A 21,912-nucleotide genomic window follows, 5' to 3' on the forward strand; every position below is an offset into this window, starting at 1 on the left:
TATGCGTTAGAGTATTTGTGTGTCAACAGCGAACAGCGCCGATCGGGAGAAACTCATCCAGGCGGTCGAGATGGGCGGCAGGATGCTCAGCACGGCGGCGATGATGTTTCACACGCGACTCGCAGAGCTACAGGGCCTCAATCAATCCGACGGCAAGGCGCTCGACCTGATCGTCAGATACGGACCGCTCACAGCAGGTCAGCTGTCGGAGCGGTCCGGGCTGGCGCCCGCATCGGTGACGGGCCTGATCGGCCGGCTGGAGAAGATCGGCGCCGCACGCCGGGTCCCGCATCCGGGCGACGGCCGCAAGGTGTTCGTCGAGTTCAATCCGCAATTTGCGACCGACAACTTGCACTACTTCGACGAGCTGATCCGGCTGAATCGCGAGCTGATGGAGGAGTTCGACGACGACCAACTGCGCACGATCGCGCGCTACCTCACCGAGGTCTCCGAACGGCAGATGCAGGCAACTCGATCGCTGTAACCCCCACCCTCGTGAGTCTTTTTGGAGTCCAGGGACTCCCAAAAGACTCACGACCCGATGGAACCGATCGGCCCGTTGCCGCGTCCAACCAATCATGGGGACATTGAAGGTCGACTTGGACGTCCTGCAGGATCTCGGGCGCAAGGTCAACGCACTGGGGGAAGAAGCCGATGGATTCCGGATCGGGATGGGCACCGCGATTCGTGGTGATGTCATGCCGTCGGTGCGCACCGCGATCGAGATTTCCAATCAGATCGTCGACGCGGCGCTAATTCCGGCCATAAAGGAGCGGCTCACCGAAACCGGTGACGTCATGGTCAATATCGCCAATGAATACAAGGACCAGGACGAGCGGAACGCCCAGCTGATGGTCAGCGCATATCGCAATGCGATCGGCGACTGGACCGCGCCATGACACTGACCCGGCACGACATTCATTCCTGGAATCCAAGTGCGCTCAACGATGTCGGCGAGGCGTGGCTGGCGGTCGGCCGCAAGGTCGAAGAGCAATTCGAGAACTACGTGAATGCCGTGACCACGGTGAACAACCACGACTGGCAGGGCATCACCGCCGACGCGGCACAGGCTCAGGCGACCGCGGATCGAAAAACGGCGTACGCGATCGTCGACAAGCTCGACGCGGTCGCCCAAAAGGCGAAGCTCGGCGCGGAATCGATCGGCCGCTACTTGGGCGACGCGCGAGACACCCTCGCAATCGCGGTCGAGAACAAGTTCGTCGTCGCGGACGATCTCACCGTGTCCGACAGCAAGTCCGATCCGACCGACGAACGCATCAAGTTGATGCACGAACTTCAGAACACCCTGCGCGACAAAGCCAAACTGGCCGAAGACGCCGACGCGCAGCTCAACCAGGACTTGCAGACGGCGACCAACGACCTGCGCGCGACCTTCACGAGCGCCGAAACGCTCGGCGCAGATCAAGGCGCCGAAGACGGTCACGACCTGGCGACCAACCCCGCCACCCTGACCCCCGAACAGGTACAACGGATCGTCGAGGCGGGAACGCTGACACCGACGCAACTCGCCTCGATGGCCGGCGACGGTCCGGTCACTATTCCCGCCTCGCAGATGGAGTACATCAACCAAGTCGCACGGTCACTGGACGGCAAGTCGCCGAGGGAAATCCAGGCGATTGCGACCCAACTGCCACCCAACGCACGCACGGCGCTGGCGAACGCAATGCAGATCATCTCCAACGAGCGCGTGACCACCTCGGTCAAAGGTGACCCGAAAGGCCCCACGAACGGTGGTGCAGACCTGCTGCCCCAGAAGATTCGGGAGTCGTTGACGCGACGCGACCTTGTAGTCCGGACTTACGGCAGCATGTCGCCTGGCGATGTCCGCCCGCAAATCGACTTGAACGGCGTCAAGGACAACCAGGCGATTGCTCTTCTGGTTGCCGCAGGCGATGACCAGTACAAGGCGGGCAGCGCGTTGGACCACGGATTGCTCGAGGTCGGTCGGCAATATTTGGACGCCCAGGCCAGCCACGACGACAAGCCATACGAATACATCTTCTTCGACGGGCACCCTGCGATCTCAGGTGAGGACCGGTCAGGCGAGGCCCTGTACACGGCGATCACCGAGGACATATTCAGCAGCGTCGCGCCAGACAAAGCAGCGGTCGAACAGGCGTTGGCGAACACCGAGCACGGCGGCGATTTTGTCCACGACCTGCTGACTCGAAACTGGTCCAACGAACGACCGGCGATGGCATTGTTCGAATTCGCCGAGAACGATTCAACGGTCGAAGACTCCAACAATCGCGCTGACGTCCTAGCAGCGACGCGATCCGGCAACATCATGCAGGCCGTTGCGCAATACATGAGCACCGACGAAGGGGCCGCGGCGCTGCTGAACATCGAGGGAGAGAACTCCGAATCGGTCGGGCAACGTAATCCGGAGTTGCTCAACTCGATCTCGCACGGACTCGCCCCATACATACCGGACCTGGCGGGTGTCGACCAGCCGACGAGGCCTGGATTCGACACCGCGGAGTGGCTCAACCCAAATACAGGGCACAACGATTACGCCGGATCCCGAAACGTGTTCACAGTCCTGAACTCAGGAAGCAACGCGGGCGGATACTTCACTCAGGCGACGATCGCGGAAATCATCCGCGACGAGGGCGAATACGCCGCGAACCCCCGAGATCCACAGGCTGGCCAGTACCTCAGCGCTGCTGGACGACTCGACGGCCTGATGGATACCGGCATGCAGGCGGCTCTTCAGGACGAATACAACGACAAGAACGCGCACGAGAAGGAGGTCTACGAACGGCAGTCCAAGGCGTTCGACATCGCGAGCACACTCCTCGGCGCCGCCGCCGAGAAGAGCCCGCACGGTGAGGCCGCTGGGCTACTGCTGGACATGGCTGGCGATTCGGTCAAGGAGGGGATTATCGGCAAGGAGCCCGGCGACGCAGAGCACGCCGACTTGAATGGTCCGGACCTAAATAGCCACTACTACAGCATCTTGAACGCAGCTGCGGACCATCTCCCGTCTACCTTTCCAGATACCTTTCCCGATGCGTTCGACGCGGCAGGGCGGCTCAGATCTTTGGAAGAGATTCAGTTCGATTTGCGTGAACGTCCGAATGACCTTGGGCAGTTCCAGACAATGGTTCGGCTTCTCGGCAATCCGGCGGATCTCGGCAAGTTCGAGGATTCCTACAACCAAGTCACGCATTTCGGGGGCGCAGGCAAGTGATGACTAAATTTAGGTTTACCATCGTGGCACTCTCACTGATTGCAGTTTGCTCATCGTCCGGCTGTTCGACGAACTCCGAGGAAACCCGCGGCCTGAGCGGCGTGCCGGTGATCCCGTACAACCACGTGTGGTCTGCGGACGAGGGCATCGATTTGTTCAGCCGTGGAGCAGAACTCGTGCGCGCCGCACAGGAAACGCGCATCTACGGCTACTACGTCGGGATTAAGAATTCGTATCCGGGCTTTGCCGACGCACTGGGGCCGGACGTTCGGCGGAACAAGCAAATCGACCATATCGAAGCCGATAGCCTCGCCCTCGCCAGGCAGCGTCCGCACACCAACTTCGAGTACATGACCGATTACTCCGGCACGTCGACGAGCGTGTCAGCCACGGTTTGCGGCTACTTGACGTTTCCTGGCAAACGGCAGCCGGAGAACAGACCAATGTCTCTGAATACAGTCCATCGGATTCGCCTCGTGAACACCGCCGATGCCCCGGGCGTCGCGGGCATTCCAGATGCCGAGGCCTCTCGCAAAGATCCACGCGCGCACCGACGGCCCGATTGGAACGTCTTCGGAACGTGGCGAATCGTAGAACTCCAGTCCTGGCAAGAGGCTGATTTGCCTGGTCGTTGCGCGGACTGGTGGCAAAAACAATTCCCTACGTTCACTCGATCAGCGAATAATTACATGCTTTCGCCACCGGGCTTCGAGCTTCCGCCGATGCCGGTCGCACATCAGTATCCGGAGTGGATCGGTCCATCCCATCCCGAATGATGTTCCGTTGTGAGTCTTTTCGGAGTCCCTGGACTCCGAAAAGACTGACAAGCTATTCGACGCCGACTTCGCGGAGGAAGCTCAGGTCCACAACCTTGGCGCCGACGTCTGGAGTCCAGATGATGGCTCCGTTGGTGAAGATGCGGAACTTTCCGGTCTGCTTGGGCAGCGGCAATTCGGGGCCGATGGGGGCGCCGAGGGTCGAGGTCAGGCCGCCGACCTCACGGTATTTTGCGTCGATCGCCGAGCCAGGGGCGACCACGATGCTCGGGTCGACGGGAACTCGCGGTGTCGCCGGTAGCTCAGGAGCTACAGCGACGTCCGGGGGCACGATCGTCTCGTCTGGCGTCAATGTCGTGTCGGGCACGACAGGTGCGGCGGGCACGATCGGTGGGGCCTTGGCGAGACTGTCTTCGGCAGTGCCGTCGGCGTCGCTCGAAGCGGAGTACTCGGCCCGAAGGATCGCGCCGTCTTTCATCAAGACGACTCCGCTCGTCGACGCTACCGCCTCATCGGTGCGCGGATCTTCGCCTGCGGACCCGCCGTAGACCTGGCAGTCGGTGGTGTCACACGTCTGTGCGTAGTCGTAGCGCTTTTCGACCGCCGAGTAAGACCGCGCGGCAATCGCTTGTGCGCGAAGTGCTTCCGCCCCGCCCTTGTCGGCCCAGCCTGCTTCCATCTCCCTCGGCACGACGCCGCGAAGGTAGTCCTCCATCTCGACCGAGTTGACGGTCCGTAGCGCGTTGCCTTCGGTTGCGACACCGAGGGCGCCGCGGTAGGAGGTGTCGCCGTCGCACAACTTCAGGTGCTCGCTCGCGGGGCGATCGATGCCGAGGTCGACGGGATCGATCCACGGGTTGTCAGTGGCGGCCTGCCACACCACATCGCCACCGCATTTATCGGTGACTACGACATTTGCACCACCCGGCGACGGTTCGAGATGAGCGGCCTGACCGGCTTCGACCTGCCTGCCCGCGACCACCATGCCGGTGTCGGAATAGACATCGAGCGGTTTGTCGTCGCGGCCTTGCAGCCGGACCAGGATCGTGCCCGGAGTGAACGTGCCGAGGGTGCTGTCGGGGTAGTAGTGCGCGACGATTTGCTCCGCGGTCCACCCGGCCTTCGCGTAGTCGAAAGCACCGTATTGCCCTAGACCGCGACCGTGTCCGGAGCCTCGACCCGCAATATCCTCGACCTGTCCCGTCGACTGGACCAGGTGGTTGGAACCGACGGCGAAAAGCGTTCCGGTGACGATGAGAGTCGGCGCCATCGCGTAGAGGCCGTAGCGCAACGCTGTCGGGCGCCAGCCACTGCGGATCGGTCTGCCTGCGACGAAACGCTTCTTTCGGCCGGGTGAGGCGCCACCTGGTCCGCGCACGAACCATCGCCGGGTATCGATTCCACGCATGAGATCTGCTCCTTGGCTCGGCTTCGGCATGTCGCGACGCAACCGACAAATGGGACGGCTAATATCCGACACGAAGTCTCAAGTTCAGGTTGAGTCTTGGGACTGGTGTGACTAGTGTGACTTGCGAGGTGTTCAGAAGCAACATAAGTCACAGAAGTAACGGCCCAATTACAAAACCGCATACCACGACGTTGCAGATACAGGCGAGCGACAACACCGATCTCGAGCACCTATGAGATCGGCGCATTGCTGCAAACGCTCCACCGTTCGCCGACTACAACCATGGGAGAGACTCTTGCCGTACCGCCGACCGAAACCTTCGATCGTCCTGGGGGCAGTGGCAGCGATCGCTGTCGCGAGTCCGATCGCGGCATACACAGTGGGACCGACAACCGACGTCACTCACGCCAACGACAAGCGGAGCGCGGTACCGACGCAGATCGCCGAGCTCGTCGTCGCGTCGCTGCCCGACATCGTCATCCCACTGAAAGACATCACGGGCCTCGATCTACCCGACCTCCGGCTCAGCGACCTCAAGAACCTTCCGCTCCCGAACGAGATCGTGATCCCCTCAGCGCTGCCGATCCCCGAAATTCCCGGGTTGATCGATCCGGCGACACCAGTCACCCCTGACCAACTTCCACCCGGCGTGGTCGACCGAGTCGGCACGACCGTGAAAGAGGTCACGCACGACACTCCGTTCAGCATGATCGCCTTGACCGCAAAGAATCTCGCGTCGGCCGATGCGAAGGTCCGGGTGAAGAAGGAGGACGGCACCTGGGGTCCCTGGTGGTCGACCGAGCAACTCGACACCCGCCGCACCGACTCGACCGCTCCTGGCACGAAGACCGGCACCGAGCCGATCTATGTCGGCGAGACCAAGACAGCGCAAGTTCTCGTGACGCGTAAGACCGAGAAGCCGCCGGTCGCTCCCGCGGCTCCGGCGACACCAACACCAACGACACCGACTCCCGCGCCTCCGGCTCCTGCGAATCCCGAGCCAGCAACAACAGCACCGCAGGCACCCGCCGCCCCGGCACCGGCGACTCCGCCGACAACGGAAGCCACACCTCCGGCACCCACGCCGGCGGCAGAACCGGTACCGGCCGAGCCGCTCGGCTACATGCCTGCCTCGGTGAACAAGCCGCTGCGTGAAGAGCCCGCACCGGGCGACGACGTAACTGACGACATGTCCGTCGCGTTGATCGACCCGGGCTCGGCGCCCGACGACGCCAACCTGTCCGACATCGCCGAGCCGCTGCCCCATGGCGGACCGAAGGTGATCACCCGCGAACAGTGGGGAGCCGACGAGTCGATTCGCTGCCAGAACCCGGATTACGACGACTTCATCGGTGGTGCGACCGTGCACCATACGGCCGGAAACAACGACTACACGAAAGCCGAATCCGCGGAGATCGTCCGCGCGATCTACGCCTATCACGCCCAAACGCTGGACTGGTGCGACATCGGCTACAACGCACTCGTCGACAAGTACGGACAGATCTTCGAAGGCCGCGCAGGTGGCCTGGACAAGGCTGTCCAGGGTGCGCACGCCGGCGGCTTCAACGAGAACACGGTCGGCGTTGCGATGATGGGCAATTACGACGAGGTCGAGCCGACCGCGGCGACGCTGAATGCGATCGGCTCGTTCATCGGCTGGCGGCTCAAGAGCGCAAACCTCGACCCCAAGGGCACGACGGTGATGTACTCCGAAGGCACCGAATTCACGCCGTTCGCCGAAGGTGAAGAGGTAGATCTACCAGTCATTTTCGCCCACCGTGACGTCGGAAACACCGATTGCCCCGGCGAGCTGGCGTACGAGAAGATGGACGAAATTCGGGACATCGCGGAGACGTTCATCGACGCCTCGAACGACGTGTCCGAACCTGCGCCAGTGGTCCCCCGCCGACCCACGCCGTCGACCGAGGTCGAGGTCGCTCCGGAATCCCCTGTGACCGTCGCGCCACCCGCCCCAGTCGAAACTCGCCCGTCGCCGCTGCCAACCGAGCTGGTCCGCGCAACCGACACGCACCCGATCGCGCAGCGCTGGGTAGCTGAAGGTGGCGAACAAGGGCGATTGGGGGCAGCGTTGTCCGGCTTGCTCCCTGCGAAGGACGGTCAGCAGTACGCAAAGTTCGCCAACGGCTTCATCTACTCGGCGCCGGGCGGAAAGATCGTCACCGTTGTCGGCAGGATCCTCGAGCAATTCCTCCAGCTAGGGCTCGACGCGAGCGCGCTCGGACTGCCTCTGACCGACGAGATCCCAGTCCCCGAAGGTGTTCGAGTCGATTTCCAGCACGGTTCGCTGATCTTCAATCAGGTGACGGGATTCGTGTCGACGCTGGTCAAGACCTACAACGATTCCTACGAGGAGAACTACAACAACCCGCCGAACTGACTCTGCGTCAGGACCACCAACGCTCGAGCACCTTCGCGACACCGTCGTCGATATTGGCGGCGGTGATCTCGTCGGCAGCGGCGAGTGCGTCCGCATGCGCGTTTTGCATGGCGACGCCGTGACCAGCCATCCGCAGCATCGGAACGTCGTTCGGCATGTCGCCGAACGCGACGATTCCGGAATGCGGGACACCGAGCCGCTCAGCAACTTTCGCCAGGCCCGCAGCCTTGGTGATCTCGGGCGCCGAGATCTCGATCAATCCGTTGTTGGTGGAGTACGTGATGGCAGCGCGGTCGCCGACCAGGGGAGCCAGCGCCGCCCGCATCGACTCGCTCTGGGCCGATGCGAGGCGAATCAGGAGTTTGATCGCTGGCGCGGCGAGTACCTCGGCCAACGACACTTCGGTGTTGTCGGGATTGAGCCACGCATGTTCGTAGTCGGGCGAGCTGACGAATTGCGGCGTGGCCGCGTCGTGCGCACTTGCACCTACTCGTTCTGCCGCCAGTCCGCACCCAGGCAAAATTTCGAGAGCGACCTCGGCGACCCACGTCAACGTCTCGACGTCGAGGGACTGGGCGCTGATCACCCGGTCGGTGTTGCTGTCGTACACGACGGCGCCGTTGCCGCACACCGCCAGCGGCGCGTAGCCGAGCCCTTCGACGACCGGTGCGATCCACCGCGGCGGACGGCCAGTCGCGAGCACGAATGGCACGCCGTCGGCGACGAGCGCAGCAACGACGGCTTTGGTGCGCGCGCTGACTCGCTCTTCGTGATCTATCAGCGTGCCGTCGACGTCGCTTGCAACGAGTCGTGGCTTCGGTACGCGATCGGGGTGCACCGGGTCAATACTGCCGGACCGTCATCGCGCAGGCGTGCTTACCACCGCGGAGGCACGCACTACGTCAAGCGATCTCGCCTGTCATACTTACTTTTCGTACCCAAAGGACCCTGGGGGAAACATGAGCACTCCGCCGTATGGCCCGGATCCCTATGGCCAGCCGTCGGATCCGTACAAGGACCCGTATCTCCCGCCGGCGGATCCTTATGCCCAGTCGAACCCCTACGGCGGCCAAGTTCAGCCGTATGGGCAGCCGCAGCCTTACGGTCAGCCCGATCCGTACGCCGCGCAGCCCTACGGTCAACAGCCGTATTACGCAGCGCCGGTGCCAAATTACGGCTATGGCGCCCCGGCGACCAAGACCAACGGACTCGCGATCACCGCGCTGGTGATGGGTGTCGTCGGAATCGTGTTCTGTGGCATCACATCGATCTTGGGGATCATTTTCGGCCACATTGCCAAGTCGCAGATCGCCCAGACGGGGGAGCAGGGCGAGGGGATGGCGCTGGCAGGGCTGATTCTCGGCTACATCGTGACCGGCGCTTGGCTGATCTTCTGGCTGTTCTACATCGGATTGTTTGCAGCGCTGACCGCGTCGACTTAAGCGTGCCGGGGGTGGCGGCGTGTCGTAGCATCACCACCATTCCGTGCACGAAAGGGTCCGATGGCAGGCTTTCTCCTACGACGAGCGCTCAATTACGCCGTCCTGCTGTTGTTGGCATCCTTTCTGACCTTCAGCCTCGCGTCTCTCACGTTCCGCCCGCTCGACCGCTACGAGCAGGCAAGTCCGCGACCGCCGCAATCGACGATCGACGCGAAGGCCGAGGAGTTGCGGCTCAACGACCCCATTCCGGAGCGGTATGCGAGTTGGCTGGCCGGTGCGGTCCATGGCGACTTCGGTAAGACCAACACCGGGCATCCGGTATCCGAGGAACTCGGCCGACGAATCGGTGTGAGTTTGCAGTTGCTGTTCGTAGGTTCGATCCTCGGCGCGGTCTTCGGCGTGCTGATAGGCGCCGCCGGGGCGATTCGCCAGTACAAGTTCAGCGACTACTTCACGACAGCTCTGTCGTTGTTGATCTTGAGCACTCCCGTCTTCCTCACAGCTGCGCTGCTCAAGACCGGCGCGATCGAATTCAATGCCGCGACCGGTGAGCAGTTCTTCCAGTTCACCGGCCAGACGTCGGCGAATGCGATCGAGGGCTTCTGGCCACAGGTGACGGACCGACTGCAACACCTTGTCGTCCCGACCGTCGCGCTCGCACTGACCAGCATCGCCGCCTACAGCCGCTATCAACGCAACGCGATGCTCGATGTGCTGTCGAGTGACTTCATTCGAACGGCTCGCGCCAAAGGCCTCACTCGCGGTCGGGCGTTGATCAAACACGGTCTGCGGACCGCGCTGATCCCGATGGCGACCTTCTTCGCTTACGGGTTCGGCGGGCTCGTCACAGGCGCGGTGTTCATCGAGAACATCTTCGGCTGGCATGGCGTCGGCGAATGGATCAAGTTCGGCATCGACAGCCAGGACACGAACATCGTCGCCGCGGTCACGTCGTTCATCGGCCTGATCGTGCTGCTCTCCGGCTTGCTGTCGGACGTGCTTTACGCTGCCCTCGACCCGAGAGTGCGGGTGTCGTGACCGAGATCGAGCTTGCAACAAGGGGATCGGACCCGGCAGGTCCAGCGGCAAGGGGACGCGGCGCGCTGGTCTTGCGGAGGTTCATCAGGAACAAGCCGGCCATTGTCGGTGCGATCATCCTCGTGTCGCTGTATGTCGCAGCGTTCGCCGTGCCGCATTTCATTCCGTACGACTACGAGCAACTCGACTACACCGCACTGCTTCAACCGCCGAGCGGGCGGCATCCGTTCGGCACATCGCAGATCGGTCAGGACGTCCTGGCCCAAACGATGCGCGGCCTGCAGAAGTCGCTGATCATCGCATTTTGCGTAGCGCTGTTCACGACGACGATCGCCGCCTTGGTCGGCGCCTTCGCCGGGTATCTCGGTGGCTGGCCCGACAAGGTCATTCTGTTCGTCATCGACCTGCTGCTCGTCGTTCCCAGCCTGATCATCATCGCGATCTTCACGCCGAAGGTGAAGGCGAACGAGTCGATCGCGCTCCTCATCCTGCTGTTGTCGATCTTCGGTTGGATGATTACCGCTCGCATCGTGCGCGGCATGACCCTGAGTTTGCGCGAACGCGAATTCGTCCAGGCCGCACGGTATATGGGCGTACCAACGCGCAAGATCATCACCAGCCACATCATTCCGAACGTGGCGTCGATCCTCATCATCGATACCACCCTCAACGTCGGCTCGGCGGTCCTCGCGGAGACCGGTCTGAGCTACCTCGGTTTCGGCGTGCAGAAGCCCGACATCTCGCTCGGCACATTGATCGGCGAGGGAACGAAATCGGCGTCGACCTATCCGTGGCTGTTCATGTTCGCCGGCGGGTTGTTGGTCTTGACCGTGATGTCGGCGAACCTGGTCGGCGACGGTCTGCGTGATGCGTTCGACCCGACGTCCAAGGGTGCCCGCAAGAAGCGGAAGGACGCGAAGTGACGGGCCCGTCGCCTGCCAAGGCCACGTTGCTCGACGTCGCGGACTTGCGCGTCAGCTTTCCCGGTGAGGAAGGCCGGATCGACGCGGTCCGGGGCGTGAACTACTCCGTCGCCGACGGCGAAGTCCTTGCAGTCGTGGGGGAGTCGGGCTCCGGCAAGTCGGTAGCGTCGCTCGCCGTGATGGGCCTGCTACCCGACCATGCTCGCGTCAGCGGCTCGATTCGGTTGCGCGGTAAGGAACTTCTCGGGCTCGGCGACCGGGAACTGTCGAAACTGCGCGGCAAGTCGATCAGCATGGTCTTCCAAGATCCACTCTCGGCGCTGACGCCGGTCTATCGGGTCGGCGACCAGATCGCCGAAGCGCTGCTTGTCCACGGTGCTGCCGAAAACGGTGCCGAGGCGCGAGAGCGGGCTGTCGAGTTGCTCGATCTGGTCGGCATCCCCGATCCGACGGCCCGGGCCAAGGCGTTTCCGCACGAGTTCTCCGGCGGCATGCGTCAGCGCGTGGTCATTGCGATCGCCATCGCCAACGACCCATCGCTGATCATCTGCGACGAGCCCACGACCGCGCTCGACGTCACTGTGCAAGCTCAGATTCTGAACTTGCTCCGCAAGGCGCGCGACATCACCGGTGCAGGCGTCATCATGATCACCCACGATATGGGAATTGCCGCGACGCTCGCCGACCGCGTCGTCGTCATGTACGCGGGACGAATCGTCGAATCAGCGCCTGTCGCGGAGCTTTTCGCCAAACCTCGGATGCCGTACACCGTCGGTCTGCTCGGCGCGATCCCGCGCCTCGACGGACCGTTGCGGGCGCCGCTGATCCCCATCAAAGGTGCGCCGCCTGCGATGCACGCCTTGCCTGCTGGATGTTCGTTCGCTCCGCGTTGCCCGCTGGTGATCGACGACTGCCGGACCGCCGAACCCAACCTGTCCGAAATCGGGCCCTCCCATCTCGTTGCCTGCATCCGCAGCGACGAGACAACGTCGAAAGACCTGTTCCAGGCCTACCGCGACGAGATGAGCGAGGTGGAAGCCGACGAGACGCCGGCGACCAGTGACGTCGTGCTCAAGGTGACCGACCTCGTCAAAACGTTCCCGCTCACCAAAGGCATCGTGTTCCGCCGCAAGGTCGGTGAGATCAAGGCCGTCGACGGCATCAGCTTCGAATTGCGCGCCGGCCGGACGCTCGCGCTGGTGGGCGAATCCGGGTCGGGCAAATCGACGACGCTGACCCAGATCCTCAACCTGACCGAACCCGAGGGCGGCAGCATCGAAGTGCTGGGCACCCCGGTTGCCGGCTTGACCAAAGAGCGCCGCCGCGAAATCCGGCGCAAGATGCAGATCGTGTTCCAGGACCCAACGTCGTCGCTGGATCCTCGCTTGCCGATCTTCGACGTCATCGCCGAACCGTTGCGGGCACACGGCCGTAGCCGCGCGGAAATCCGTTCTCGCGTACCCGAACTCCTCGACCTGGTCGGTCTGCGCCGCGAACACGCGGACCGTTACCCTGCCGATTTCTCCGGCGGCCAGAAGCAGCGCATCAGCATCGCGCGAGCTCTCGCGCTCGACCCGGAGCTGCTGGTGCTCGACGAACCGGTGTCGTCGTTGGATGTGTCGATCCAGGCGGGTGTCCTCAACCTGCTGCGCGACCTGCAGGCGATGCGCAACCTCACCTATCTGTTCGTGTCACACGATCTGTCGGTGGTTCGAAACATCGCCCACGACGTCGCGGTGATGCACAAGGGCAAGATTGTCGAATTCGGGACGGCGCGTGACGTTTTCGCCGCCCCGAGCCACTCGTACACGCAAGCCCTGATCGCGGCGATCCCGACGCCGGTGTCGCCGTAGCGCTACTCTGCACGTCAACGCGGTCGATGTGGGACCAGAGAGGCGAAGTTGATGAGACTACGGACTGTTGCCGTTCCCCTGGTTGCCTTAGGTCTCGTCCTGTCGAGCTGTAGCAGCGACACTGTCGCCCCGGTCGGACCGTCGAGCTTCGGATCGATCGACATCAACCCGAAGGATCCCAGCGAACTTGCCGACGGCGGCAATCTGCGTCTGTCGCTGGCGTCGTTCCCCGCGAACTTCAACAGGCTGTCCAACGACGGCAACGACCACGACGTGACGTCCGTGATTACGCCGACGCTGCCTTCGGCCTACTTCGCCAATCCCGACGGAACCCTGACACTCAACACCGACTATTTCACCAGCATCGAGTTGACCAGCAAAGATCCGCAGGTCGTGACGTACACGATCAACCCGAAGGCGGTGTGGACGGACGGATCGCCGATCACGTGGGAAGACCTGCAGAGCCAAGCGGAGGCGATGAGCGGCCGGAACAAGGAATTCCTCATCGCGGGAAATTCCGGCTTCGATCGCGTCGCGAAGGTCGAGAAAGGGGTCGACGATCGCCAAGCCGTCCTGACCTTCTCGGAGCATTTTGCGGACTGGAAGGGCCAGTACCTGCCGCTGTATCCCAAATCGGCGACGGCAACTCCCGAGGCCTTCAACACGGGCTTACTCGACAATCTGCCGATCTCGTCGGGCCCGTTCAAGATCGACTCGATAGACAAGGGTCAGCAGCGCGTCGTGCTCGCCCGAAACCCGTTGTGGTGGGGTGCAAAACCGAAACTCGACAAGATCACGTTCATCGCGCTCGCCGACGATGCGGTACTTCCGGCCTTGCAGAACAACGAGATCGACGCATCCGACGACCTGGTCACGATCGACCAGCTCAAGACCGCGCAGAGTGCGCGCAACGTCGTCATTCGCCGCGCCCCGAACCTCATTTTTTCGCATATAACGTTCAATGGGGCATCGGGGTCTGTGCTGGCCGACCCGAAGCTGCGGCTTGCGATCGCGAAAGCCATCGACCGCAAAGGCATCGCCACCGCAATCGAGAACGGGCTGACCGACAATCCCGCTCCGCTCGACAATCACATCTATCTCAACGGCCAAGAGGGGTACCAGGACAACTCCTCGCCTATTCGCTTCGATCCAGACAAGGCTGCGCAGGAGCTGGACGATCTCGGCTGGAAGCTCGTCGACGGTGTTCGGCAGAAGGACGGAAAGGTCCTAGAGATTCGTGATGTCTTCTACAACACCGACAAGTGGACGAAGATCGGCCAGATCGTGCAGAACAACCTCAGCGCGGTCGGCGTCAAAGTGGTGCTGCAGCCGCAGCCTGGCAACAATTACTTCACCGATGTCGTCCAGCCGGGGCATTTCGACATCGTGCAATTCTCGTGGGTCGGTAACGTCTTCCCGTTCGACGGCTTGAAGCAGATCTATTCGTACGATCCGGACGACCTGCAAGGCAACTACGGCAGAATCGGATCACCCGAGCTGAACGACTTGATCGATCGCACCTACTCCGAACTGGACGAGGCGAAAGCGCGCGAACTCGCCAACGAAGTCGATCGCAAAGTGTTCGAAGAAGGTTTCTCACTCCCGCTCTACCAGTGGTCCGGCAACCGCGCCGTTCGCGACAATGTCGCAAACTACGGGGCTTTCGGCCTGACCTGGCCATTCATCGACTACACCAAAATCGGCTTCGTAAAGTAGGCACTCATGAAACTGCGCACGGTTGCTGTACCCCTCGTCGCCCTCGGACTTGTGCTGTCGGGTTGCAGCTCGTCCAACGATCTCGGTCCGGCAGGCTCGGGTGAGTTGGGCGCAACCAACGACATCAATCCGATGGATCCGAGCCTTCTGAAGGACGGCGGAAATCTTCGGCTTGCGCTGACGCATTACCCGGAGACGTTCAACCCCCTGCACATCGACAGCGACGGTGAACTCACGAACATCCTGTCTCCGGTGCTCCCCGAATCGACGTCGGTCGACAAAGCGGGCGAACCGTTCATCGACCACGACTACTTCACCGATATCAAGCTGACGAGTACCAATCCGCAGCAGGTGACGTACACGATCAACCCGAAGGCTGTGTGGTCCGACGGTCGGCCCATCACCTGGGAAGATCTGAAATCGCAGGCCGAGGCGCTCAGCGGCAAAAACAAAGACTTTGTCGTGAGCGCGAACAGTGGTTTCGACCGTGTCGAAAAGGTCGAGCGCGGCGTCGACGATCAGCAGGCCATTCTGACGTACAACAAGAACTACGGCGACTGGTCGGGCCAATACGGCACCTTGCTGCCGAAGGAATACACGGCGACTCCTGACGCATTCAACAACGGGCTGCGCGACGGAATCGCGATCACCGCAGGTCCGTTCCTGATCAGCTCGTACGACAAGGGCCAGAACCGCGTTGTGCTGAGTCGAAATCCGAAATGGTGGGGCGAGAAGCCGAGGCTGGACACGATCACCTTCAGCTCGCTCGACATTTCCGCGTGGCTCCAGGCATTGCAGAACAACGAGCTCGACGCGATTTCGGTGTCCAGCATCGACGACATCAAGACGGCGCAGAACTCCAAGGACCGCGGAATCGTGCTCCGCCGCGCACCGCGCAACTACTGGGCTCAGGTCACGTTCAACGGCGGGAAGGGCTCGATTCTCGAGGATCCGGTGGTGAGGACCGCCGTCGCGAAAGCCATCGACCGGCAAGCGATCGCGACTGCAATCCAAACCGGAATTGTCGAGAACCCGAAGCCGCTGAACAACCACGTCTTCCTCCATGGTCAGCCGGGCTACCAGGACAACAGTGCGCCCGTCGCGTTCGATCCCGATGCGGCGGCAAAGCTGCTCGACGAAGCCGGCTGGAAGCTCGTCGGCGATGTCCGCGAGAAGGACGGCCGCAAGCTCGAGATCAGCGACGTGATGTACCAGCAAGATTCGTGGATTCAGATGGCGCAGATCATGCAGCAGAACCTGCAGAAGATCGGTGTGAAGCTCACGATCGATCCTGTTCCCGGGCAAGGACTCTTCACTGACCACCTGCAACCCGGCCGTTTCGGCATCAGCCAGTTCTCGTGGTCCGGCAGTGCGTACCCGATCGGGTCGATCGAGTCGATCTACTCCTATTCGCCGGACGAGATCCGACAGAACATGGCTCGAATCGGATCACCGGAACTCAACGCCATGATCGAAGAAGTGACGGGCGAACTCGATCCCGCAAAGGCCATCGACCTGGCCAACGAAATCGACAGGAAGATCTTCGAGGAAGTCCACTCGATTCCGCTGTTCCAGTCCGCAGGCAACGTCGCGGTTCGCGACAACCTCGCCAACTACGGCGCCTTCGGTCTCGCGCAACCCAACTACATCAAGGCCGGTTTCATCAAGTGAGCTTGGGGTCTGACCGCCCCCTCACCTATCCGCTGACGGTCGCAGCAGGTGCGCTCGCCACCTGCTGCGTCCTCGCAGTGCCTGCAACGCTCGATCAGCTGAGCGCGATCGTCACGGTTGCCGTCGCGATCGTCGGCTACACCGCGTTCCGGGTGCTCATGGCGCAGCGCCGAGTGCCACCTGACCAGTCCATTCGGCGGGTTCGGCAACAACACGGGCTGACCAGCCGCTCGTGGATCGAGCATCAAGGCACGTGGACGCCGGTGTACTTCGATCCAGCGCTGGTCACACTGCCGACGCCGACGAACACGTTTCCCCGGCTGTACCCCGCTGGGCGAGTTCGGCATTCGGAGCCGCCTGGCAAGTTGATCGACAACCCGACTCGACCGGATCCCGATGGCGCGGCCCGCGCGCACACCGCAGCCAGCCCGTTGCGCCGGCTGACTCTCGATGCGCAACAAGCGATCGCGGCACCGTTCATCGGAGTGATGTGGGTGTACGTCGACGGCGGTGGTGTCACTGCATTTGCGGGCGCAACGTGCGTCGCGGCGGTCGTCGCAATCTGGCTGGCCGCGATCAACGGTTCCGACCCCTCCTAATTTCTCTTGTGAGTCTTTTAGGAGTCCAGAGACTCCTAAAAGACTCACGACCAGGGGTGGGTCGGTGGAATGATCTGGCGGATGAAGAGACCACTCCGCAAGGTGTCGGGACGGATCAGCGCTACGGTCACGAACGCACTCGAAGTTGCTCGGATGGGCGGGCTGGAAACCGGCGAGGAGCCAGCACCGTACGCGGTCGTGGCGCACAGCCGGGTCTACCGGCTACGCCGCTACTTCCCGACGGAGGCGCCGCTCGACAAGTCGGTCCTGCTGGTGCCACCACTCATGCTGACCGCCGACGTGTACGACGTGTCGCCACAGGCGAGTGCGGTCCGTACGCTCCGCGCGCACGGCATCGATCCCTGGCTCGTCGATTTCGGCTCGCCGGAGAAGGAACCCGGCGGCCTGGAACGCGACCTCGCCGACCACGTCGTCGCTGTCAGCGAAGCCGTCGACAAGGTGCGTGAAGTCACCGGCCGCGACGTCCACCTCGCGGGGTATTCGCAAGGCGGCATGTTCTGCTACCAAACCGCGGCGTACCGGCGCAGCAAGGGAATTGCCAGCCTCATCACGTTCGGGAGTCCGATCGACTTGCGCGGCGCAATTCCCCTCGGCATTCCGGAAAACGTCGCAGTCAAGGGCGCCGGCTTTCTCGCGGACAATGTGCTGCGGAAAACGTCCGTCCCGGGTTGGGCGACGCGCACCGGGTTCCGGTTGCTCGATCCGGTCAAGTCGCTGCAGCAGCGCACCGACTTCCTGATGGCACTGCACGACCGCGAGGCCCTGCTCCCCCGCGAAGGCCAGCGGCGGTACTTGATGAGTGACGGTTGGGTCGCTTGGCCAGGACCCGCGCTGGCCGAGTTCATGAATCAGTTCCTCGTTCACAATCGAATGCTCAAGGGTGGGTTCACGATCGGCGATCAGCTGGTCACGCTTGCGGATATCGACTCGCCGGTGCTGACGTTTGTCGGCGAAGCTGACGAGATCGCGCCCCCGGACGCTGTGCGGCCCATTCGAAAAGCAGCTCCGCGGCCGGACATCTACGAGATGTCGCTGCTCGCGGGGCATTTCGGGCTTGTCGTCGGCAAGTCTGCGATGACGAAGACGTGGCCGGTGGTCGCGGAGTGGATTGCCTGGGTCAGCGGTGGCCGCGAGGGCGCTCCCCCTGAGGCGATCTCGCTGGTCGGCAGCGAAACAGCCGAACCTGCACCGCCGGTCGCGCCGGCACCGTCGGAGCGCGTGGACCTGGTTGTCGCGGCAGGCACGGCAGCGGCGCGGTCGCTGGTCAACTCCGCCGCCAAGTCGGCTCGCGGTTTCGGGCGTCTCGCGAAGGTCACCTCGACGCAGTCTCGGCGGCTCAGCCGGATTCGGCGGATCGACGAACACACTCGGCTGTCGTTGGCCCTGCTCTTCGACGAGCAGGCGCGCCGGGCGCCGCAAAATGTGTGCTTCCTGTTCGAAGACCGCGCCTTCACCTACGCCGACGTCAAGGACCGCATCGATAACGTCGTAAAGGGCCTGCTCAACGAGAAGGTCCGAGCGGGCGAACACGTCGGCGTACTGATGGGGACTCGTCCCACCGCACTCGGCGTCATCGCGGCGCTGAACCGAATCGGCGCCGTCGCTGTGATGCTCAGGCCGGGCGGCGACACGCTGCTCGAGCTCGAGCTCGGCGAGGTGGTTCGCGTGATCACCGACCCCGAGCACGCCGACGTCGACACCGGTGGCCGACCCGTTCACTCGTTCGTCCTCGACCGGCCCGGCGAAACCGTCGACGACACTCCGACTCTGGAGCGACCGGGCAACGATGTGCGCGTTCCCGATTGGTACTCCCCGAATCCCGGCAAGGGCGGCGATCTCGCGTTCATCTTGTTCGGCGGTGACTACAGCCATCCCCGCGTGCTGCGAATCACGAACGGCCGCTTCGCTCTTTCGGCGTTCGGCATGGCCACATCGGCGATGCTGACCAACGCCGACACCGTCTACAGCATCAACCCGCTGCACCATCCGTCCGGCCTGCTGACCAGTGTGGGTGGCGCCGCCGCCGGTGGTGCACGGCTGGCAATGGCAAGCGGACTCGATCCGGAGACGTCCTGGTCGGAGATCCGTCGGTACGGCGTCACGATCGTCTCGTACACGTGGGCGCAGCTACGCGACCTCGTCAACGCACCGCCGCATCCTGGCGAGCACGACCACTCGATTCGGTTCTTCGTCGGGTCCGGCATTCCGCGCAGCTTGTTGCGTCGAGTGGTCGAACGCTTCGCGCCGGCAGGTGTCCTCGACTTCTGGGCGACGAGCGAGGGCGAGGCGATCCTGGCGAACATCGATGCAGGCAAACCTGGATCGCTCGGTCGTCCACTGCCGGGCAGCGCCGAAGTGCGCGTGGTCCGCTGGGACGCGGAGGCGGGTGAAATCGTCACCGGGCCGGACGGTTACGCGATCGAGTGTGGCGTCGACGAAGTCGGGTTGCTACTCGCCCGCATCGGTCCGGCATCGGCCACCACTGCGCCGCCGCTTCGCAACGTCTTCGAACGCGACGACCGTTGGTTCTCCAGCGACAGCCTCGTCCGCCGCGACGCCGACGGTGACCACTGGCTGATCGACTTGCTGAATACGCTTGTCCGCACCAATGACGGCGTCGTCTACTCGCTGCCGATCACCGCAGCGATAGGCAAGCTTCCCGCCGTCGATCTGGCGATCACCTACAACCTGCCCGCACCTGCGGGCCGCGATATGGCGGTCACGGCCGTGGTGCTGTGTGAGGGCGAAACCCTGACCGCCACGGACCTCGACAGCGCGCTCGCCGGTCTCGATGCGACCAGCCGTCCCTCGTTGGTGGGTGTCGTCAACGAGATCCCGATGACGGAGTTCCATCGGCCTATCGCAGGACCGTTGCGCGACAAAGCGATTCCGGCCTCCACCGCGAAGCGTGTCGTGTTCTATCGCGACGACTCGACCGGTCTGTATGCGCCTTTCACTCGAACAGTCCGCAAAAGGTGGTTTCCCTGACGCGCCCGCTGGCAGCATGTAGGGATGACTTCCGCCCTCCGATTGCGCGAACTCGCTGACAGTTATTGGGAGGCTTTCCTCGCTGCACATCCGTTGTTCGCGACGTTTGTCGGAGAGCATCGATTCGACGACCGAGTTGACGATCTGTCGCCGGACGCCGACCAGGACCAACGCGAAGCGTGGATGACGCTGATCAAGCAGGTCGACGACATCGACGAGGCGGAACTCGACGAGACCGACCGTGTCACTCGAACGCTGTTGCTCGACGAACTGCGAAACAACGTCACCGTCATCGACAGTTCGCTCATCGAGTTGCGCTCCGACCAAATGCAGGGCGTACACGCCGATCTGCTCATCACAGCAGGTCAGTTGAGTGCGCCCGAGCCGAAATACGCGGCCATGGCAGTCACTCGAGTGCAACGCCTGGCCGTGATGCTCGATCAAGCCGCAACACGTTTTCGCTATGGTCTCGCGTCAGGGCGCACTCCGGCACGGATCAACATCGAACGGTCACTCAACCAGGTCGACGGCTACCTTGCGTCGCCGATCGAATCGGACCCGTTCGTCAAGATGAGCGGTCCGCCGGACTGGGACGGCGAGCAAGAGTGGCGCGGTGAGCTTTCGGCGGCCGTTCGCGACCACCTTCGCCCGGCGTTCACCAGGTACCGAACGATCCTCGCCGAGGAATTGCTCCCTGCCGGACGTTCGAACGATCAGCCGGGATTGTGTTGGCTGCCAGACGGTCTCGGCCTGTACCGCACTCTCATCGCGCTGCACACGGGTCTGGATCTGACCGCCGAGCAGCTGCACGAGATCGGGCGGCGCGAAGTCCTCGACGTCCTGCCAGGGCAGTTTCGAGAGATCGGGTTGCGCGAGTTCGGCACCGACGACCTCGCCGAAATCTTCGACCGCCTGCTCAACGATCCTGGTCTGCGCTATCGCGACAGCGAGGAAATTCTGACCAACGCCAAGGAGTGCCTCGACAGCGCGACCGCCGCGATGGGCGACTGGTTCGGGATACTGCCCGAGGCACCGTGCGTGCTGACACCGGTCCCCGCGTACCTCGCCGCGGATGCGCCCGCCGCCTATTACACGCCCCCGGCTCCGGATGGCAGCAGGCCAGGCGAATACCACGTCAACTTGCATGAGCCGGCGGAAAAGGGCCGAGCCGAGACCGCGTCGATCGCATTCCACGAGGCGATTCCCGGCCACCATTTGCAGTTGGCAATCGCCGCCGAACGCGCCGAGTTGCCGGCATTTCGGCGGTTGTCGTTCGGCCAGACTGCCTTCGTCGAAGGGTGGGCGCTCTACACCGAGCGGCTTGCCGACGAAATGGGTTTGTACCGTAGCGATCTGGACCGGCTCGGCATGTTGGCGAGCGACTCTTGGCGCGCGTGCCGTTTGGTCGTCGACACCGGCCTGCACGCGATGGGCTGGACCCGACAGCAAGCGATCGACTTCATGATCGAGCACGCGCCGGTGGCGAGGGACGAGATCGTCACCGAGGTGGACCGCTATATCGGAATGCCCGGTCAGGCGCTGGCCTACAAGGTCGGTCAGCGTGAAATCCTGCGGCTGCGTGCCGAATCGGAGAAACGGCTCGGCGATCGCTTCTCGCTGAAAGGTTTCCACGACGTCGTCCTCGGCGCCGCGACCGTCAGCTTGCCGGTACTCACCGCGCGCGTCGAAGCCTGGTGGGCGACCGCCGCCGCCTAGCCCTCGTGAGTCTTTTAGGAGTCTCTGGACTCTGTCCAGTCTCGACACATGTGGGACATCTGATGTCTACCCACATGTGGGACAGGTTGTTGGATGCGTAGGTGATGGCACCTGAGACCGGGCTTGGATCAGTTCATGCCCAGATCGGT

The 21,912-nt window shown here is 62.9% G+C and carries 16 protein-coding genes; 14 read left to right on the forward strand and 2 right to left on the reverse strand.

Annotation, left to right across the window (positions count from 1 at the left end):
• Positions 1 to 19: 19 nt before the first annotated feature.
• From FGL95_RS26780 to FGL95_RS26795, 4 genes are all read left to right on the forward strand, one after another.
• The gene (locus FGL95_RS26780; protein ID WP_169593107.1) at positions 20 to 484 is read left to right on the forward strand and encodes a MarR family transcriptional regulator; all 465 of its coding nucleotides are present in this window, start codon (positions 20 to 22) and stop codon (positions 482 to 484) included.
• 103 nt (positions 485 to 587) lie between these two features.
• On the forward strand, positions 588 to 899 hold the full coding sequence (locus FGL95_RS26785; RefSeq protein WP_169593109.1) for a hypothetical protein: 312 nt from the start codon (positions 588 to 590) through the stop codon (positions 897 to 899).
• On the forward strand, positions 896 to 3,214 hold the full coding sequence (locus tag FGL95_RS26790) for a TPR repeat domain-containing protein (protein WP_169593111.1): 2,319 nt from the start codon (positions 896 to 898) through the stop codon (positions 3,212 to 3,214). The genes FGL95_RS26785 and FGL95_RS26790 overlap by 4 nt, the downstream gene beginning before the upstream one ends.
• 23 nt (positions 3,215 to 3,237) lie before the next feature.
• On the forward strand, positions 3,238 to 3,990 hold the full coding sequence (locus FGL95_RS26795) for a hypothetical protein (protein WP_169593112.1): 753 nt from the start codon (positions 3,238 to 3,240) through the stop codon (positions 3,988 to 3,990).
• A 52-nt stretch (positions 3,991 to 4,042) separates the two neighbouring features.
• Here FGL95_RS26795 and FGL95_RS26800 read toward each other — a convergent pair whose 3' ends face one another.
• Positions 4,043 to 5,398, reverse strand: a complete 1,356-nt coding sequence (locus FGL95_RS26800) for a SpoIID/LytB domain-containing protein (protein ID WP_240963317.1) — start codon at positions 5,396 to 5,398, stop codon at positions 4,043 to 4,045.
• 295 nt (positions 5,399 to 5,693) lie between these two features.
• Between FGL95_RS26800 and FGL95_RS26805 the strand changes: the two genes are divergently transcribed.
• A complete protein-coding gene (locus tag FGL95_RS26805; protein WP_169593115.1) occupies positions 5,694 to 7,796 on the forward strand; it encodes an N-acetylmuramoyl-L-alanine amidase in 2,103 nt (700 codons plus the stop codon).
• Between the two features lie 7 nt (positions 7,797 to 7,803).
• Here FGL95_RS26805 and FGL95_RS26810 read toward each other — a convergent pair whose 3' ends face one another.
• Positions 7,804 to 8,634 carry a Cof-type HAD-IIB family hydrolase gene (locus FGL95_RS26810; RefSeq protein ID WP_169593117.1) on the reverse strand — a complete coding sequence of 277 codons (831 nt, stop codon included), beginning with the start codon at positions 8,632 to 8,634 and terminating at the stop codon, positions 7,804 to 7,806.
• A 121-nt stretch (positions 8,635 to 8,755) separates the two neighbouring features.
• On the opposite strand from FGL95_RS26810, the gene FGL95_RS26815 reads away from it, so the two are divergent.
• The 9 genes from FGL95_RS26815 to FGL95_RS26855 all read left to right on the forward strand — a co-directional run bounded on the left by FGL95_RS26815 (position 8,756) and on the right by FGL95_RS26855 (position 21,763).
• Positions 8,756 to 9,238: a DUF4190 domain-containing protein gene (locus FGL95_RS26815; protein WP_169593119.1), complete on the forward strand. Its 483-nt coding sequence runs from the start codon at positions 8,756 to 8,758 to the stop codon at positions 9,236 to 9,238.
• Between the two features lie 60 nt (positions 9,239 to 9,298).
• Positions 9,299 to 10,276: an ABC transporter permease gene (locus tag FGL95_RS26820; RefSeq protein WP_169593120.1), complete on the forward strand. Its 978-nt coding sequence runs from the start codon at positions 9,299 to 9,301 to the stop codon at positions 10,274 to 10,276.
• Positions 10,273 to 11,199: an ABC transporter permease subunit gene (locus FGL95_RS26825; protein ID WP_169593122.1), complete on the forward strand. Its 927-nt coding sequence runs from the start codon at positions 10,273 to 10,275 to the stop codon at positions 11,197 to 11,199. Before FGL95_RS26820 ends, FGL95_RS26825 begins: the two co-directional genes overlap by 4 nt.
• Positions 11,196 to 13,052 carry an ABC transporter ATP-binding protein gene (locus FGL95_RS26830; RefSeq protein ID WP_338080039.1) on the forward strand — a complete coding sequence of 619 codons (1,857 nt, stop codon included), beginning with the start codon at positions 11,196 to 11,198 and terminating at the stop codon, positions 13,050 to 13,052. Before FGL95_RS26825 ends, FGL95_RS26830 begins: the two co-directional genes overlap by 4 nt.
• A 51-nt stretch (positions 13,053 to 13,103) precedes the next feature.
• Positions 13,104 to 14,768, forward strand: a complete 1,665-nt coding sequence (locus tag FGL95_RS26835) for an ABC transporter family substrate-binding protein (RefSeq protein ID WP_169593124.1) — start codon at positions 13,104 to 13,106, stop codon at positions 14,766 to 14,768.
• Between the two features lie 6 nt (positions 14,769 to 14,774).
• On the forward strand, positions 14,775 to 16,439 hold the full coding sequence (locus tag FGL95_RS26840) for an ABC transporter family substrate-binding protein (RefSeq protein ID WP_169593125.1): 1,665 nt from the start codon (positions 14,775 to 14,777) through the stop codon (positions 16,437 to 16,439).
• A 2-nt stretch (positions 16,440 to 16,441) separates the two neighbouring features.
• Positions 16,442 to 17,038, forward strand: a complete 597-nt coding sequence (locus FGL95_RS26845; RefSeq protein WP_420838093.1) for a hypothetical protein — start codon at positions 16,442 to 16,444, stop codon at positions 17,036 to 17,038.
• An 81-nt stretch (positions 17,039 to 17,119) separates the two neighbouring features.
• Positions 17,120 to 20,047 carry an AMP-binding protein gene (locus FGL95_RS26850; protein ID WP_169593127.1) on the forward strand — a complete coding sequence of 976 codons (2,928 nt, stop codon included), beginning with the start codon at positions 17,120 to 17,122 and terminating at the stop codon, positions 20,045 to 20,047.
• A gap of 24 nt (positions 20,048 to 20,071) precedes the next feature.
• Complete coding sequence (locus FGL95_RS26855) at positions 20,072 to 21,763, forward strand: DUF885 domain-containing protein (protein ID WP_169593128.1); 1,692 nt, start codon at positions 20,072 to 20,074, stop codon at positions 21,761 to 21,763.
• Positions 21,764 to 21,912 lie beyond the last annotated feature (149 nt).

It is taken from the genome of Antrihabitans stalactiti (genome assembly GCF_012932915.1).
In the GTDB taxonomy this organism is placed as follows: domain Bacteria; phylum Actinomycetota; class Actinomycetes; order Mycobacteriales; family Mycobacteriaceae; genus Antrihabitans; species Antrihabitans stalactiti.